Origin of the sequence: Anaerotruncus sp. 80, assembly GCF_009936115.1 — a bacterium.
GTDB lineage: Bacteria > Bacillota > Clostridia > Peptostreptococcales > Anaerovoracaceae > Senimuribacter > Senimuribacter intestinalis.
This window is the reverse complement of record NZ_QWES01000021.1, coordinates 35,445-50,220: the sequence shown is the minus strand read 5'-3', so window position 1 is coordinate 50,220 and position 14,776 is coordinate 35,445. Positions and strand designations below refer to the sequence as shown.

General features: G+C 44.2%; 14 protein-coding genes. 2 read left to right on the top strand and 12 right to left on the bottom strand.

Annotated features, from left to right (window positions below; genetic code table 11):
- Nucleotides 1–286: 286 nt before the first annotated feature.
- From D1155_RS11490 to D1155_RS11475, 4 genes are all read right to left on the bottom strand, one after another.
- Entirely contained in the window at nt 287–499 is a 213-nt protein-coding gene (locus D1155_RS11490) for a hypothetical protein (protein ID WP_160202549.1), read from the bottom strand.
- A gap of 131 nt (nt 500–630) precedes the next feature.
- The gene (locus D1155_RS11485) at nt 631–948 is read right to left on the bottom strand and encodes a LytTR family DNA-binding domain-containing protein (RefSeq protein ID WP_160202548.1); all 318 of its coding nucleotides are present in this window, start codon (nt 946–948) and stop codon (nt 631–633) included.
- A gap of 154 nt (nt 949–1,102) precedes the next feature.
- The gene (locus tag D1155_RS11480; RefSeq protein ID WP_160202547.1) at nt 1,103–1,621 is read right to left on the bottom strand and encodes a helix-turn-helix transcriptional regulator; all 519 of its coding nucleotides are present in this window, start codon (nt 1,619–1,621) and stop codon (nt 1,103–1,105) included.
- 76 nt (nt 1,622–1,697) lie between these two features.
- Nucleotides 1,698–2,399, bottom strand: coding sequence for a DUF3990 domain-containing protein (locus D1155_RS11475; RefSeq protein WP_201759591.1), 702 nt, complete (start codon nt 2,397–2,399; stop codon nt 1,698–1,700).
- 227 nt (nt 2,400–2,626) lie between these two features.
- Between D1155_RS11475 and D1155_RS11470 the strand changes: the two genes are divergently transcribed.
- Entirely contained in the window at nt 2,627–2,923 is a 297-nt protein-coding gene (locus D1155_RS11470; protein ID WP_160202567.1) for an ATP-binding protein, read from the top strand.
- Between the two features lie 226 nt (nt 2,924–3,149).
- Here the strand turns inward: D1155_RS11470 and D1155_RS11465 are convergent, their stop codons facing one another.
- The 4 genes from D1155_RS11465 to D1155_RS11450 all read right to left on the bottom strand — a co-directional run bounded on the left by D1155_RS11465 (nt 3,150) and on the right by D1155_RS11450 (nt 8,109).
- Nucleotides 3,150–3,539, bottom strand: coding sequence for a DUF2500 domain-containing protein (locus tag D1155_RS11465; protein WP_160202546.1), 390 nt, complete (start codon nt 3,537–3,539; stop codon nt 3,150–3,152).
- A gap of 628 nt (nt 3,540–4,167) precedes the next feature.
- Nucleotides 4,168–5,100, bottom strand: coding sequence for an agmatinase (speB, locus tag D1155_RS11460; RefSeq protein ID WP_160202545.1), 933 nt, complete (start codon nt 5,098–5,100; stop codon nt 4,168–4,170).
- 137 nt (nt 5,101–5,237) lie between these two features.
- Entirely contained in the window at nt 5,238–6,596 is a 1,359-nt protein-coding gene (locus D1155_RS11455; RefSeq protein WP_160202544.1) for a sigma 54-interacting transcriptional regulator, read from the bottom strand.
- 79 nt (nt 6,597–6,675) lie between these two features.
- Nucleotides 6,676–8,109, bottom strand: a complete 1,434-nt coding sequence (locus D1155_RS11450) for a hypothetical protein (protein WP_160202543.1) — start codon at nt 8,107–8,109, stop codon at nt 6,676–6,678.
- Nucleotides 8,110–8,632: 523 nt separating this feature from the next.
- Between D1155_RS11450 and D1155_RS11440 the strand changes: the two genes are divergently transcribed.
- The gene (locus D1155_RS11440) at nt 8,633–9,526 is read left to right on the top strand and encodes a radical SAM protein (RefSeq protein ID WP_160202541.1); all 894 of its coding nucleotides are present in this window, start codon (nt 8,633–8,635) and stop codon (nt 9,524–9,526) included.
- Between the two features lie 54 nt (nt 9,527–9,580).
- On the opposite strand, the gene D1155_RS11435 is transcribed toward D1155_RS11440, so the two are convergent.
- The 4 genes from D1155_RS11435 to serS all read right to left on the bottom strand — a co-directional run bounded on the left by D1155_RS11435 (nt 9,581) and on the right by serS (nt 14,761).
- Nucleotides 9,581–10,447, bottom strand: a complete 867-nt coding sequence (locus D1155_RS11435; RefSeq protein ID WP_160202540.1) for a methyltransferase domain-containing protein — start codon at nt 10,445–10,447, stop codon at nt 9,581–9,583.
- Between the two features lie 297 nt (nt 10,448–10,744).
- A complete protein-coding gene (cls, locus tag D1155_RS11430; protein WP_160202539.1) occupies nt 10,745–12,280 on the bottom strand; it encodes a cardiolipin synthase in 1,536 nt (511 codons plus the stop codon).
- Nucleotides 12,281–12,376: 96 nt separating this feature from the next.
- Nucleotides 12,377–13,468 carry a hypothetical protein gene (locus tag D1155_RS11425; protein ID WP_160202538.1) on the bottom strand — a complete coding sequence of 364 codons (1,092 nt, stop codon included), beginning with the start codon at nt 13,466–13,468 and terminating at the stop codon, nt 12,377–12,379.
- Nucleotides 13,469–13,486: 18 nt separating this feature from the next.
- Nucleotides 13,487–14,761 carry a serine--tRNA ligase gene (serS, locus tag D1155_RS11420; RefSeq protein ID WP_160202537.1) on the bottom strand — a complete coding sequence of 425 codons (1,275 nt, stop codon included), beginning with the start codon at nt 14,759–14,761 and terminating at the stop codon, nt 13,487–13,489.
- Between the last annotated feature and the right edge of the window lie 15 nt (nt 14,762–14,776).

The window sequence follows — 14,776 nt, the reverse complement described above, 5'->3', positions numbered from 1 at the left end:
TATACTACAACGTTTCGCAAAAATCATTACATTTTTACAAGAAAACCGCATTTCACAGAATTTTCCTACATGTTCTGGATAAATTATGTACGTAACAACATATGCGGCAAGGGATTGGTTCATTCCGCCAGATGGGGGGGGAGGCGTGATGCGGCGACCATTCTCATGGACCGACTTTATCAGCCGTCTTTATGAGTCGTCTATGGAGGAGGCTATACACACCATAAAAACACCCGCCTGCAAATGCACAAGGCGGGTTAAATGTACGTTAATAAATATATGATCGTTAAATTCCAATCTGCGACCAATCGATATCTGTTTCATCAATAAAGCCGCTCTGCTCCGCTTCCTTTAACGCTTCCGCTTCAGATGCAGTGAGCTTTGTATAGTCCGGATCCCACGCTAGAACCAGTTTCTTGATGAACTCAAGTACAAAGTTTTGTTCGCTTTCAGGTAAGCTCTCCATTAAACGAGCTGCCTCTATTGTTATATTAGACATAAATTACCTCAATCCAACTAATCCCCCTATTTTAAGTTCATTATACAATACTCTATTAAGAAAATCACTATAAATTTATGAATTTATTTTGTAATAAATAAATTCTTGAGACTCAAAACGAGATATTTACTTTACCGCACATCCGGCATGCAATATCTGGCAAAACCCAGTCTGCTTTCCTGCAAATATGTACGACTGATTGATACAAAACTTCCATCTATTAATAGGAAGTTACTTTTTTCTATGGCGCTGACTCTGCCCATGTTGACAATCATGCTGTTATGACAGCGGAGAAAATTTTGCGGTAGCGCTTCCATTTCTTCAAACTTTCCGTAAAAGCTGCAAAGCACCTGTCCGCCGGTTCCACGTACCAGCACCTGCCTTTTCTGTTTTTCAAAGTAATAAATTCTGCTGTAGGGAATCACAAAGCGACCGCTTTTATTTTCCAAATATAACAATCCGTAATGTTAATCATCTAAATTTTTCTTGTACTCCCTTCGCCAAACACTCACCTTTGCTATTTTCCAAAAAAAATAGAACTACAATAGTTTTCTGTAGTTCTTTACTCTATATTTCTTTAATAGTAAAAACAATCAGCTCCGCCTACCCCAAAATATCCATCATCTCGCATTTCAGTGCCCCGGACAGGCGAACGACAATTTCCGCCTGAGCCTTATTGATGTCCTTGCTTTTCCGCTCATAGGCACGAATGGTATTGATTGAAACACCGGACAACCCAGAAAGTTCTTCTTGCGTAAGGCCGCAATCTTTACGAACAATCTTCAGTTTACTGCCTGTCTGTGCAAAATGAGCATCCAGTACTTCATAAAATTTCCGTACATCGGTCTCGTGAAGTGTGCCGTAAAGCCCCCGCAGGGCATCGAAGGATACCGTCTCTAAAATATCCTTGAAGCTACGTCCCGAATACCACTGATAATGAGTCAGTGCCCAGCCAATCCAATACACATCAGATTTTTCATAGGTTTCAATAACGTCTGCGTCAATCTGCTTTCCCACAGTCCGTTCCATAACTTCTGAAAAAAGTTCTATGCCGCTTTTGCCCGCAATATATTTCGGATTTCCGCTTTCAATCTCTTCCGCAATTCCTGACTGAATAAACATATGGAGAAATTCGTCTCCTTTGTAACCAAACTCTATTACAGCGTCATGAAGCATATTTCCGACTGATTTCGCAGCCTTACTCAGATATGTGGCATTGTAAACGGGGGTCATCATTTTTCATATCCTCTCTAATAATATCAAGTATAAACAAATCTTCTCGAAGCATCGCAGGATTTTTCTTTCTCTGTTGATAATTCTGTCTCGCCAAGCTGTCTCTTTGAGCGCGCTTGTAATAGTATTTCCGATAGTCGGCAATTTCATATTGCACAAACTCAATTTTGCTAAATGCTGCAGGAGAAAGCAGCACAACCTGCTCGCCAAGAGTTCCCAGTTCCATAGCAACACCCAAATCTCGTACCGAAATGGTATTGTTAATAAAATCTTCCGCAAAAGAAAAATAAGAATCGTCTGCTCGATACCCCACCATGATATCAACACCCTTGGTATCGGGCAAAAAATACTCCAGCAGATACTCCCTCGCACTTCTTGCTATATTACTGTTGATATCAAACTTGCGGTTCTTCAAAAGAATTGCCAGCCAATTCAATATGTTAAAGTTCCCCTTTGTCAAATGCATCACTTGCATCTCATCAGTATGAAGGATGTACTGATTAGAATAACCGTCCCTTTTTATAGGGCATGCCCACTCCTTTGCCAGTTCCATATTCTCAGTGCAATAAAATCCCTGCCCATAATCATTGTATGACTTTCCAATGCCATACGTAGGAATTTCAACAATCTGCTGTGATCCATGATAAATCGTAATATCCTTACTCATAAACCTCTCCAATCTATAATACCACAGTATCAGTTTTCTTCATTGTAATACTGTGGCATCAGTTTGTCAAGCCCTCAGCCCCGCTAATTCCACTCCCACAAGAAAAAACCGCCGCCTAAAAACTTGCGTAGCTTCTTTCCAACCCTCTATTGACTTTCATCTTCCAGCCGTTTAGAACAAACTTATAAGTTTAAAACTTTAGAGTTTAATAGCAAAGAGAACTTCACATATTTTACTGCAGAGATTATGAACTTCAGAATTTAAATAAACAATATAGTAAAAACAATTTTGAATGTATCATAATTTATGGGCGTCGCCGTGTTGGCAAGACCGCATTGATTAACCAATTTTGCAAAGATAAACCGGCCATCTTTTTCTCCGCTCTCAATGCTTCTTCCCAGGAAAATTTAGAAGCTTTATCGAAAGCAATATATGAGAAACTTCTTTCGTTTTTGGTATTGTTGTACTGCAAAACATATCAGCCATCAGTGCGGGTCATATTGACCGTATTTACGATTCTGTAATCAGTAAATATTTTCTGATTACATGGGTCTTATTTTTAAGCCGGTGTGCCGTGAATATCTTTTTCTTTACGCGAAAGTCTTTGCCAAGGGTCTAAATATCATTACCCTATTTTCTCGAAGAGCGGATTCACCCAAGGGCTGCAAGACTTTGCAAAACAAGGTGAAGTTATGCTTGTCACACTACAGGACATGTATAAATAAAAAACAGTTCTATAATATCATGTTCTTATCTTTCTTCCCTCCATCGTTCAAAGGACAGATATCTGGTTCCCTGAAAAGTCAGTTCCCCTACGTCTCCCTCAGCCAACATGCCGTATTCTGGTCCATTTACGGATAACTCCATACGGTCTCCGCTTTCGACCTGAAATGTCACATAATACCTCGTAGATGAAGTAGTTACAGTCCCACAGGCTTCACCGCCTGTTGCATGATTATGACGAGAAATCGCCGTCCTCCTCGAAACCACTTTCGCAGGCACCGTCAACCTCGGCGACTGATTGTTCTTATTCCATGTACTGACACCCTTTACTGCCGTGACAATAAAGGTTCCAATTACGATTACAAACACGACTATAAACATAACTCCAAATGCACTAAATCCATCACCATAATACATTTTATATATCGCTCCTCTCTACTCCACAATCTTCACACCAGACGAACAATTTCTATCATTTTTATTATATCATAATCATCATATAAAACTCAATAGATGCTTTCGCATCAATAGTCAAGCATGGGAATTAGCCCGAAGTCTGCCAATCTCTTGTTGCTTATCGCTTTGTTCCCCTTCGTTATAGCCTGCCACCCTCCCTCCACGCACTATCTGCAACGTCTGCGCCGCCAACTTCGCACAAATTTTTTCAAATTCTTGCGACCGCTCCTTGTAATACGCCAACTCAAGGAAGTTATTTTAAGAAAGCGGCGGCGAACGCCAAATCAAGGGATTTTTTAATGAATGCACGCGCAAAACCCTGTTGATTTTGAAGGGTTGAGCCGTTCTCACTTCACTTCGCCGCAAGAATTCCATAATTTTTCCTTGAAATTGGCGGATTTGCCAGTGCTAACGCAAAAATTTCAAAAAAATCATGCCTAATTGGCGTTCAGTACTTAATCCCCCGTAGCACCCCACGGCACAGTACAGTACAGACACAAAAATCTCAGAAACGTTGACAAATTCAACACTAGCATATCCTCCTCAAAAAAACTGCTGCGCAAATTTCCTCACGCAGCAGTTTCTCTTTCTATTTCCTTTCCAGCTTTCCAAGCCCTTCCGCCCAGTAGCCCCAGCCTTCCGTAATCAGCTTCCGCCCTGCGAACATTGCGGCAAGAGACGGGTCCAGCGCCGGTGCGATCTCCACAACATCAAAAGCCATAATGTTCAGTCCACGGAACAGCTTTTCCAGCAGAGTCAGCGCCATACGGGAAGTCAGCCCACCAAACTGCGGCGTTCCTGTACCCGCAGCATAAGCCGGATCCAGTGCATCAATATCGAAAGTCAAATAAACCTGATTGAACTTTTTCATCTTTTCAATGCAGTCAGCAGCCACCGCTTCAATGCCCTCATGGTAGCAATCATAAGCGGTTTTCACCTGTATATTACCTTCCTTGTAAAGCTCAAACTCATCCGGCTCGATAGAACGGATTCCAATAAAGTACAAATTTTCCAGCGATTTTACGTGAGAAAGTTCCAGCGCTCTGCGCTCAGTGCTGCCATGAGAGAGCAAGTCGCCTTCCAGCGCCTCGCACAAATCCATATGTGCATCTATGTGAATAATACCAAATTCTTCATCGACTGCATCGTTAATGCCTCTCTCCACCGGAATGGTCACAGAATGGTCACCGCCAACCATGGTAAAGCGAACGCCTTTACGTACCAAATCCGCTACGTATTTCTGTACCTCTGCAAAGACTTCCTCTCTGTCGCTGCCCTCAAAGTCTCCACCGTCTACTACATTCAGAGTATCAAACCACGCAAGGCGCTCTGTGCATGGAGTAGAATGAAGGGTATTTGCGCGCAGCATCTGCGGCGCCTCTGCTGCGCCGCCACGATAACTAACGCCTCCGTCATATGGAATACCAAAAATTACCACATCGGCATTTTCCTCTTTCATTTCTGGCCGGTTCAGACCACACCATGAACTTTTATTCTTTGCAAATTCATTTTTTACTTGCATTATATTCACTCCTTTTCATTTACTGCCATACAATTTTAGCAATAACTGTGCCAGAACAGAAACCTTTTCATTTCAACTATTTTTCAACTACTCCGATGGTCTATGAAAAAAAATTTACAACAGAAAGGTAAAATTTTTTACCACACCCTGTTCAGCAGCGTCTGATAATCAATCTGTAGCTTTTCAATTTTATACTTCAGTGCCTGTCTGGTAATCTGCAGGCTTGTAGCCGCCTGATTCAAAGAGGAAGCATTCCTTAAAGTTTTTTCCAGAATTTCTTTTTCATAACGGTTCATCATTTCTGCCAGACTGCCGGAAGGCTCCGCACTGCCGCTTTCGCCCAGCATGCCGCTTCCCGAAATCAAATAATCCGGCAAATCGGTCAGTCCGATGACATCGCCTTCGACCAGATTAAATGCGGACTCCATCACATTCCTAAGTTCCCGCACATTGCCCGGCCAGCTGTAATCCTGCAGCACCTTTTCTGCAAAAGGACTAACTTCCTTCACAGACTTTCCCATCTGCTTATTATACTGCCCAATAAAATGAGAACTCAGCAGCGAGACATCTTCCCTTCGTTTGCGAAGCGGCGGCACCAAAAGCTGCACCACACTGAGACGATAAAATAAATCCTGCCGCATTTTTCCATTGCTGATTGCCTCCTTCGGACTAACGTTCATGGCAGAAATCAGTCGTGTGTCTACCTCCGTGTAAGATTCCGCACCTACTTTCATATATCGCTGTTCTTCTACCGCCTTCAAAAGTTTCGCCTGCAATTCAAGACTCATGGAATTAACCTCATCCAGAAACAAGGTACCGCCATCGGCAAGCTCGAAGAGCCCTTTCTTGTTTTCCGCACCGGTAAAGCTACCCTTTACGGTTCCAAAAAGCGTACTTTCGATGAGTGCATCGGGAACAGCCGCGCAGTTAAGGGAAATAAACGGTCTCTTTTTCCGCCTTCCATGACTGTGAATTGCCTCGACAATGAGTTCTTTTCCCGTTCCTGACTCTCCAATCACCATGACCGGCGAATCGTTTTTCGCGATTTTCAAAAGCTTTTCCTTCATATATTCCATATCCGGATTCTGCGTCACGATATCATCCGCCGTATAGAGTTTCCTTTTCTTTGAAATATCGTCCGTATCGTCAGGCAACTCTACAGAAAGGTCAATGCTGCCGATCAGTTCACCGTTATTTTCTATGGGGAATGTGCTGGTCATCGTAGTGTGACGTCTGCCGGACGGCTCCGTCAGGGTCTGTTTCTGATTCAGTACCGGAAGTCCCGTCGCCATGACCTTTGCATGGGTGCTGTTGCCCTCATTCAGTTCAGGATATACCGCAAAAAGATTTTTACCTAAAATATCATCGGTGCGCAGATACTCTTTGTCCTCAGTCACCATCGCAGAGTATTCGATGATATTTTCTTTATTTACAATCAAAATCGCATCAATTCTGCCGTAAAGATTGGCAAATTTTTCCAAACTGTTAATCTGCATAGCTGCTCCACTCCTACTGAATTTTCAAAAATTCAAAGTTTCCCATTCTGTTTCCGATCAGTGTAACCTTTGTCATCCGTTACTCCTTTCCTACTGTGACTCTGCCCAAATCATCTATACCGATTACCTTTTCGCCTGCCTCTCGCAGCGCTTTTACATAGTCTATTACCGATTTGTCCATCACTTCCCCCGGACAAAGAATCGGAATCCCCGGCGGATATGGAATCACTGACGATGCACACACCCTACCCGCCGCCATTTCCAGCGCAATTCGCTCCTTCTCCTTGGGTACTGGACGCTGCGCAAGGTTCTGAAAATCCCACGCTCCGTTTACATCACGCGCCGCCTGTTCACATGCCCTTTCCGGCACCAAAGAATGCGCTGTAGCAATTTTCCGAAGAGCATCAAGCAGTCGCTCATAGTCACATCGCCTATTTCCGATTCCAGTCATGCACATCACAATATTACCAGTAACCAGTTCTGCAAAAATCCCCTGCTCCATGAGCAGTTCCTCAAGTTCCAATCCGGAAATTCCGTAGGCACGCATGTCCAGATTTATCTTTGTATCGTCAAGCAGCGGATGCCGCATGATCCGCAGCCCATTAATGTCGGCAGCCCTTCCATAAAAATACTGTAAATCCTCTTTCCACTGACGAATCAATGTTTCACCTCTCCTTTCGAGAAGGTCAGCATTAATATCCAGCGACGCCATTAAAAGATAGGACGGGCTGGTGCTTTCAATAAGCTGCAGCTTATCCTCAAAATCATACTTGTCAATTCGGTCTGAGCAAAGGTTTGCCACAGCACTCTGGGTAAAAGACGTCAGCGTCTTATGGGTACTGTTAATCACGATGTCTGCCCCCAGATTTTCTGCCGCTTTTTTCGTACCGGCAAAAGCATCGAAGAACTTCAAATGCGCACCATGTGCCTGATCGACAATCAGAATCTTTCCCGCACGATGTACAACTTCGGCGATGGCAGCTATATCACTGCAGATCCCATAATAATTAGGACTCGGCAAAAGCACTGCGCTGCTGTCAGGATGCTGTACCAAACACCTTTCGATCTCCTCCGGGGTAATCTCTCCGGAAATCTCATATTCTTCTATCAATTCAGGATGCGCATAGACCGGCTGCCCACCTGCCATCATCAAACCGTTAAATACCGATTTATGACAGTTTCTTGCCATGATCAGCTTGCCATCCCTTGGTACCACAGTCATAATAGCCGCAATCAGCCCTGCGCTGCTGCCGTTGATAAGCAGATAACTTTCTTTAGAAGCATACATCGTCTTATACCGATTCATCGTTTCCGCTATAATACTCTCCGCCTGAAACAGATTGTCTGCCCCTGGTATTTCTGTAATATCCCAGTCCATAAAATGGTCAAGAAATTCCCCATACCCATTTTCCCTATAAATTGCCGCACCTTTGTGCCCCGGCATGTGAAAAGACACTGGCTCCGTCTGCCCATGTGCCTGCAAAAAATCTGCGATGCTCTGTTTCCTGTCCATGTTCATCTCCGTATGTTTGGTTTATTTTCATTTTGGTTTATTTTCACTATTTGATTTCATTTTATCATTGCCCGCACCGCTTGGCAAGAACCAACCCCTGCGAAGACACAGCAAAGGCATGAAACATCCCCATTAAAGCGACGCGGTCTTCTAAGAAACATTTTTCTACGACAAGCACAAACAATATCCGTGCCGATGCAAGCAGATATTTCAATCCGCCAACTTGAGAGGATTTTTTTGCAAGTATTGCGCCCTTCCCTCAAAAAACGCCAACGCAAGAAAAGAAAAATAAAGACGTAAAGTTGGCGTATGCAACTTATAACCTGTTCTTTCATGGGTTTGTCGCGTCTGCAATGGTATCAAGTCATTTTCAATTCCCAGCTGCTCCAAGGCTCTTCCCGCAAGGTCATCATACCAACTTTTGTTGCTGCTATAATTTTTGTCTTCTCCATGTTCAACCCATCTCTTTTGTGCTATACTTATTTTATCTGCAACACGCCCACCAAGACAGAAAGGAAATCCCATGGCATACTACAAACCCATTACCTGTAAATCTGCAATGAACCGGATTAACAGCAGATATCTGCCCTTTCATTGGGACCTGAATATTTACCGCGGATGTGCGCACCGCTGCCGATACTGTTATGCCCTATACACCCATGACTATATGGAGGACAATCGTTTTTTTGACACCATTTATATCAAACAAAATGTAGCAGACCGCCTTGCTGCAGAGCTTGCAAAGCCCCAGTGGAAGCGCGAAGTAGTCAACATCGGCGGAATTACTGACAGCTATCAGCCGATTGAAGCTGATATGCAGCTTATGCCCGAAATCCTGAAACTCTTAATCCAGCACAAAACTCCCTGCATCATCTCCACTAAATCAGATTTGATCTTGCGTGACTTTGATCTGCTGGAGCAGCTTTCCCGTATCACCTATGTCAACGTAGCAGCAACCATCACCACGACTGATGAACAGCTTCGTAAAAAACTGGAACCGGGCGGTGTGTCCTCTGTCCGCCGTTTTGCAATGCTCAAAGCTTTTGCACCCACAAAGGTTCATACCGGTCTTCATACCATGCCCATCATTCCGCTCCTTAGCGACAGTGATGAAAATCTGGAAAGTCTTTTTGCAGGCGGCGCAGACGCAAAGGTGGACTACGTCCTGCCTGGTCTTTTGAATCTCAAAGGAAAAACCAGAGACCATTTCCTCGAATTTTTTCACACGGAGTTTCCCGAAAAAATGGACGCATTTTTGACCTTTTACGGCAGAGGCGGCTTAGATAAGGCATACAAAAAGAGCTTTTATCAAAAGCTCTCAAAAATCAATGCAAAGTATGGTCTGACCATGGGACACCGTCTGCCCCAAAGCCTCCTGCAGCCTGTCGATGACGGCCAGCAGCTGTCACTGTTTTAGGTACGTCAAACCCTTCAACTTATCAATCATTTGCTTTACAACGTCTTTACAATTTTAACGCGATTCTCCCACCAGTACTTCTGCCTCCACGGTAATCTCCCTAATGCCGCTTACGTCCAGTCTACTCTTGTCCACATCGAAGAGTAGCGGTGTCATTCGCACAAGGTCTGCAAGGTGTTCCTTTCCAATGTCCAAAGTTTTGCTGACAAGCGTTCTGCCTATCATCGCAAAATTTTTTTCAAAATAATCCAGTACTTCCTCATTGGAATAGGATTTATTTCGAAGAAGCGGTGCTGCCGCCTTGCGCAGCTGCGACATATGAGAAGCACCTGGCACGACCTTCACCAGCACACCGCCCGGTTTCAAAATCCGCACAAACTCTTTGTAGTTAGCCGGTGTAAAAACATCCAAAATACAGTCCACACTCTGGTCCTTCATCGGGATATTGGTGATATCAGCTACCATCCATTTTACAGGCTGCGGACTTCTTGCCGCCTGCTTGATTGCCTCTGTTGAAATATCAAATGCCAGAATCTGCCCACTGCTCCCTAGCCTTTCAGAAAGCTGCGCGGCATAATATCCTTCTCCGCAGCCAGCATCCAGCACGACAAAATTTTCATCCTCCGTCTGCTTCTGCGCCGCCCTTTCCTGCACCAGGCGTTCCACTGTTCCCACAACTTCTTCCATAATATGGCTGTAATATCCTGCTTGTAAAAACCGATAGCGACTGGCAAAAAACTCCTTATCATAGCCTTTTAACACTTTATTTTCCTGCAAAAGGTTCACATAGCCCTTTGCCGAAATATCAAAACGGTGCTCTTTCTTGCATACCAAACCACCCCCATGAAAGCGGATTTTCTTTCCGCATCTGGGACACTGGAATAGGCTTTTCACTTCGTAAAACTTATCAATCTTTTCCATTATGACACTCCCTTTGTCATGCAGACGAATTACATATTTTCGAACTTTTCATCGAAAATATGCACATTTTCTATAAGTGCCGTGCATATTTTCGTTAAAATCAACGAATTTATGCATAAATGACGCCAAAACATCTTCATAAATCCTTTACAATTCAGATAAACATGCATATTTTCAAAGCTTTTCCTCAAAATATGCACACTTATCACTTTAATCATGCATATTTTAGAAAAAAATCAAGAAATTATGCACATCGACCAATACAGCCACTCTCATCGCCAGTGACCTGCCAGGTCATTACATCAGTGGGCTCAGCATTCGCAGTACCGCGTCGTAGAGAAGTCCCCAAAAGCTGCGCTTGCAATCCTCATGATGAATCTCGCGTGACACCCTAAAGGTCTCCAAACAGTCCTTCTTCACGTCCAGCACGGCCTGACAGCCTGCCAGAAGCGTGCCGCACTCAAAATGAAGAAACAGGCTTCGGTAATCCATATTAATCGTTCCCACCACAGCGACTTTATCATCACTGACAAAGCTCTTCGCATGGATAAAGCCCGGCGTGTACTGATAAATTTTGACACCTGCTTTGATGAGCGGCTCATAGTAAGATCGAGTCAGCCGGAATACAATTTTCTTGTCAGGAATAGCTGGCGTTACAATCCTCACATCGATACCCCGCTTTGCCGCAAGCACCAGCGCTGTCTTCATTTCATTGTCGATAATCAAATATGGCGTGAAAATATACACATAATCTTCCGCTTGATTGAGAATTTCCAGGTAGACATTTTCCCCTACTGGTTCGTCATCCAGCGGCGAGTCTCCGTAAGGCTGCACGATACCCTCCCCGCCAAAAGGTGCCGGATGCCCGGCGTGAGGTCTGAACCTGCTATAATCCTCTTCCGTAGGCAAAAATGCGTTCCACATGTTGAGGAACATCACTGTAAAATTCCATACAGCATGTCCCGCAAGCCGAATTCCGGAATCTTTCCAGTGTCCAAAACGCTCAATTTTATTGATATATTCATCAGCAATATTGTAGCCGCCGGAATAAGCCACCTGCCCGTCAATGACGGTAATCTTTCGGTGGTCTCGGTTGTTGTATACCAGCGACAGGAACGGTCTCATTGTATTGAAACTAAGTACCTTAATTCCTGCCAGGCGCAATTTTTTCTCAAAACCCTTCGGGAGCAAATTCATGCTGCCTACATCATCGTAAATCAGGCGCACGTCTATCCCGGCAGCAGCTTTTTCTTTAAGGATTTCAAAAATGCCATCCCACATTTCGCCTCGTGAAATGATAAAATATTCCATAAAGATAAACTTCTGTGCACTGCGCAGGTCGAAAAGCATATCCTCGTAAACGTCATCACCTAAGGCATAATATTTGCTCTGCGTTCCTTTCCATGCCGGAAAGCCGCCTTTTGCAGCTATGTAATCCACTGTATCCAAAAGTCTGCCGGGTGCCAGATCCGTCAAATCGTCCTCTGGCTGCAAATCCTTTCTGTGCAGCTCCTCCTGCGGATTAATTCTCCATTTTAGCCATCTGGCAGGTCGCTTATTTCCAAAAAACGCATACATCGCCGCACCCAGCACAGGCAGCAGACATATTAGGAGAATCCATGCCGTCTTATATGCTGGATTATCATCTCTCCAGGTAATGAACAGTGCCATCAAAATCGAAGCAACACTAAATCCCAAAGAAACCCAGGTGCTGTACTCCGTCAGCGCCATCAGCGCTATGCCAAACCAGACTAGCTGTATCAGAATCAAAAATCCGGTAATCGTCATTCGATTCACTATTTTGCCAAAAATCTTTCCGGCAGTCGTTTTCATTGCTAAATTCCCTTTCCCAATTACTACATCATTTCCTAGAAAAAGCGGGCGATAACCGCCCGCCAAAATCGCTTTATCTCTAAGCTCGTTTCACTTTTACAGGTTCAGACCCTGACAAACATTGTTCAGAAAATCCTGCACGTTGGTTACAATGCCCTTTGCTGCAAGACTTCCTCGATCTCCCAGCTTATTTGCTGCAAATTCAGAAGTATCTACCATATAAAAATATACTGGTCTGATCGTTCCATCTGCAAGCACTCTGTAGGTAGGCGTCATGTTACCTGTAGCAATGGTGTGCAGAACTGTCGCCATGCCGATTACTGTAGTCGCTTTTCTGACATGGGATCGAATCGTATCCTGCCCTACATAAGTATGTTCATATACTTCCGGCAGCGGTCCGTCATCACGGATAGAACCGTTCAAAACAAACGGAACATCGTTCTTTACACAGGAATAAATAATTCCGTTTTTAATGCCTTCTTTTTCAATAAAAGCCGGGATAGAACCGTGGGTGTTGATACAGTTGATTGTATCCAGGTGATTATAATGTCCATTGACATACGGCGCCTGGGTTTTAATATCAGTACCCAGAGCAGTTCCAAGGTAAGCACCTTCAAGGTCGTGAGTTGCCAGTGCATTTCCTGCCAGAATCGCCTGCACATAGCCAGACTCGATGAGTTTTTCATAGCACTCTCTGGCTTTCGCATCAAAGGAGCAGGCAGGACCCAGCACCCAAACGATATAGCCATTATGTGCTTTTTCATATTTTAAAAGTTCCACAAGCTGTTCATAGTCATAGCTGAAACCCGTCTCCCTGCTTCTGCTCTGGCGGAATGCAAAGGTCTGGGCTCTGCCCGCTTCTTCTCTTTCAAAACAGTCAGCGTGAACATAAATGCCCTCTTCACAGTCCTCACTGCGCCCTACAACAACCTGGTCTCCCTGCTTCAGGTTTCTAAATTCTCTTACAAAAATTTGACCATTTTCAAAGACCGGCACGCTGTCCATACGGCTGTCCTCTGCCAAATACCAGTTACCACCGACCTTAAAATATTCCGGGTAAATAGATGTAGCATGAAATCCCGCCGGTGCGGCTTTATCCACAGGCGCTGCCACCAGTTTGGCATTAGGTGCGTTTACGAACTTTTCTTGGGAAAAATCCGGTTCAATATATTTGGGTAGTTTAAACATCTTTATCTCTTTTCTTCCTTATTTTGTGATTTTCTCTGCACCGCCCATATACTTTCTGAGCGCTTCCGGAATCACTACGCTGCCGTCAGCCTGCTGATAGTTTTCCAAAATTGCAGCTACAGTTCTACCTACTGCAAGACCGGAGCCGTTGAGAGTGTGCACAAATTCAGGCTTTCCTTTTTCTCTTCTGAAACGAATCCCTGCTCTTCTAGCCTGGAAATCCTCAAAGTTACTACAGGAAGAAATCTCTACATATCTACCGTAGCTTGGCATCCAGACTTCAATATCGTAAGTCATGGCGCTGGAGAAGCCCAAATCACCGGAGCTGAGTCTCACCACTCTATATGGAATGTTAAGGATTTTCAGCACCTCCTCTGCATCAGCAGTGAGTTTTTCCAGTTCATCATAGGAAGTTTCCGGGTCTACGAATTTTACCAGCTCCACCTTGTTAAACTGGTGCTGTCTGATAAGACCTCTGGTATCTCTTCCCGCAGAGCCTGCTTCTGCTCTAAAACAAGGAGTATACGCAGTATAGTAGACCGGCAGTTCCTTTTCGTCCATGATTTCGCCGCCCCGGAGATTGGTTACAGGAACCTCAGCAGTTGGAATCAAGAAAAAGTCTTTCTGCGGAATGTAGAACATATCTTCTTCAAATTTCGGCAGCTGACCTGTTCCAGTCATTGCAGCTCTGTTCACCATAAACGGCGGCAGAATTTCGGTGTAATCTTGGTCGATGGTGTGCAGATCCAGCATAAAATTGATCACTGCTCGCTCCAGTCTTGCCCCAAGTCCCTTATATACTGTAAATCTAGCGCCGGAAATTTTTGCAGCTCTCTCAAAGTCCAGAATGTCCAGATCTTCACCTACATCCCAGTGGGCTTTTGGTTCAAAATCGAAGGTTGTCGGCTCGCCAAACTTTCTAACCTCTACATTATCACTGTCGTCTTCGCCAAACTGTACGTCTTTGTACGGTGTATTCGGAATGCTGAGCAGCGCATTTTTCAGTTCTTCTTCCAAGACAGAAAGCTGTCCGTCCAGTTCCTTGATCTTACCGGACAGTTCCTTCATCTCTGCCATGATCGCAGTAGTATCTTCTCCTGCTTTTTTCAGCTTTGGAATTTCTCTGGAAACGGTATTCTGCTTATTTTTCATCGCTTCCACTTCTGCCAAAAGCTCTCTTCTCTGCTCATCGAGTTTCTTTACGTTATCAATACCGAAGTCTCCTTTGCCTCTAAACTCTACTCTGGCTTTTACGCCTTCAAAATCTTCTCTGATTCGTTTAATATCTAACATGGTTACACTCCTTTT

Bases quoted from the DNA above. Each gene is read 5' to 3' on its own strand.
- D1155_RS11490 (WP_160202549.1), bottom strand. From the start codon at position 499: ATGTCTAATATAACAATAGAGGCAGCTCGTTTAATGGAGAGCTTACCT.
- D1155_RS11480 (WP_160202547.1), bottom strand. From the start codon at position 1,621: ATGTTTATTCAGTCAGGAATTGCGGAAGAGATTGAAAGCGGAAATCCG.
- D1155_RS11475 (WP_201759591.1), bottom strand. From the start codon at position 2,399: ATGAGTAAGGATATTACGATTTATCATGGATCACAGCAGATTGTTGAA.
- D1155_RS11465 (WP_160202546.1), bottom strand. From the start codon at position 3,539: ATGTATTATGGTGATGGATTTAGTGCATTTGGAGTTATGTTTATAGTC.
- speB (WP_160202545.1), bottom strand. From the start codon at position 5,100: ATGCAAGTAAAAAATGAATTTGCAAAGAATAAAAGTTCATGGTGTGGT.
- D1155_RS11455 (WP_160202544.1), bottom strand. From the start codon at position 6,596: ATGCAGATTAACAGTTTGGAAAAATTTGCCAATCTTTACGGCAGAATT.
- D1155_RS11450 (WP_160202543.1), bottom strand. From the start codon at position 8,109: ATGGACAGGAAACAGAGCATCGCAGATTTTTTGCAGGCACATGGGCAG.
- D1155_RS11440 (WP_160202541.1), top strand. From the start codon at position 8,633: ATGGCATACTACAAACCCATTACCTGTAAATCTGCAATGAACCGGATT.
- D1155_RS11435 (WP_160202540.1), bottom strand. From the start codon at position 10,447: ATGGAAAAGATTGATAAGTTTTACGAAGTGAAAAGCCTATTCCAGTGT.
- cls (WP_160202539.1), bottom strand. From the start codon at position 12,280: ATGAAAACGACTGCCGGAAAGATTTTTGGCAAAATAGTGAATCGAATG.
- D1155_RS11425 (WP_160202538.1), bottom strand. From the start codon at position 13,468: ATGTTTAAACTACCCAAATATATTGAACCGGATTTTTCCCAAGAAAAG.
- serS (WP_160202537.1), bottom strand. From the start codon at position 14,761: ATGTTAGATATTAAACGAATCAGAGAAGATTTTGAAGGCGTAAAAGCC.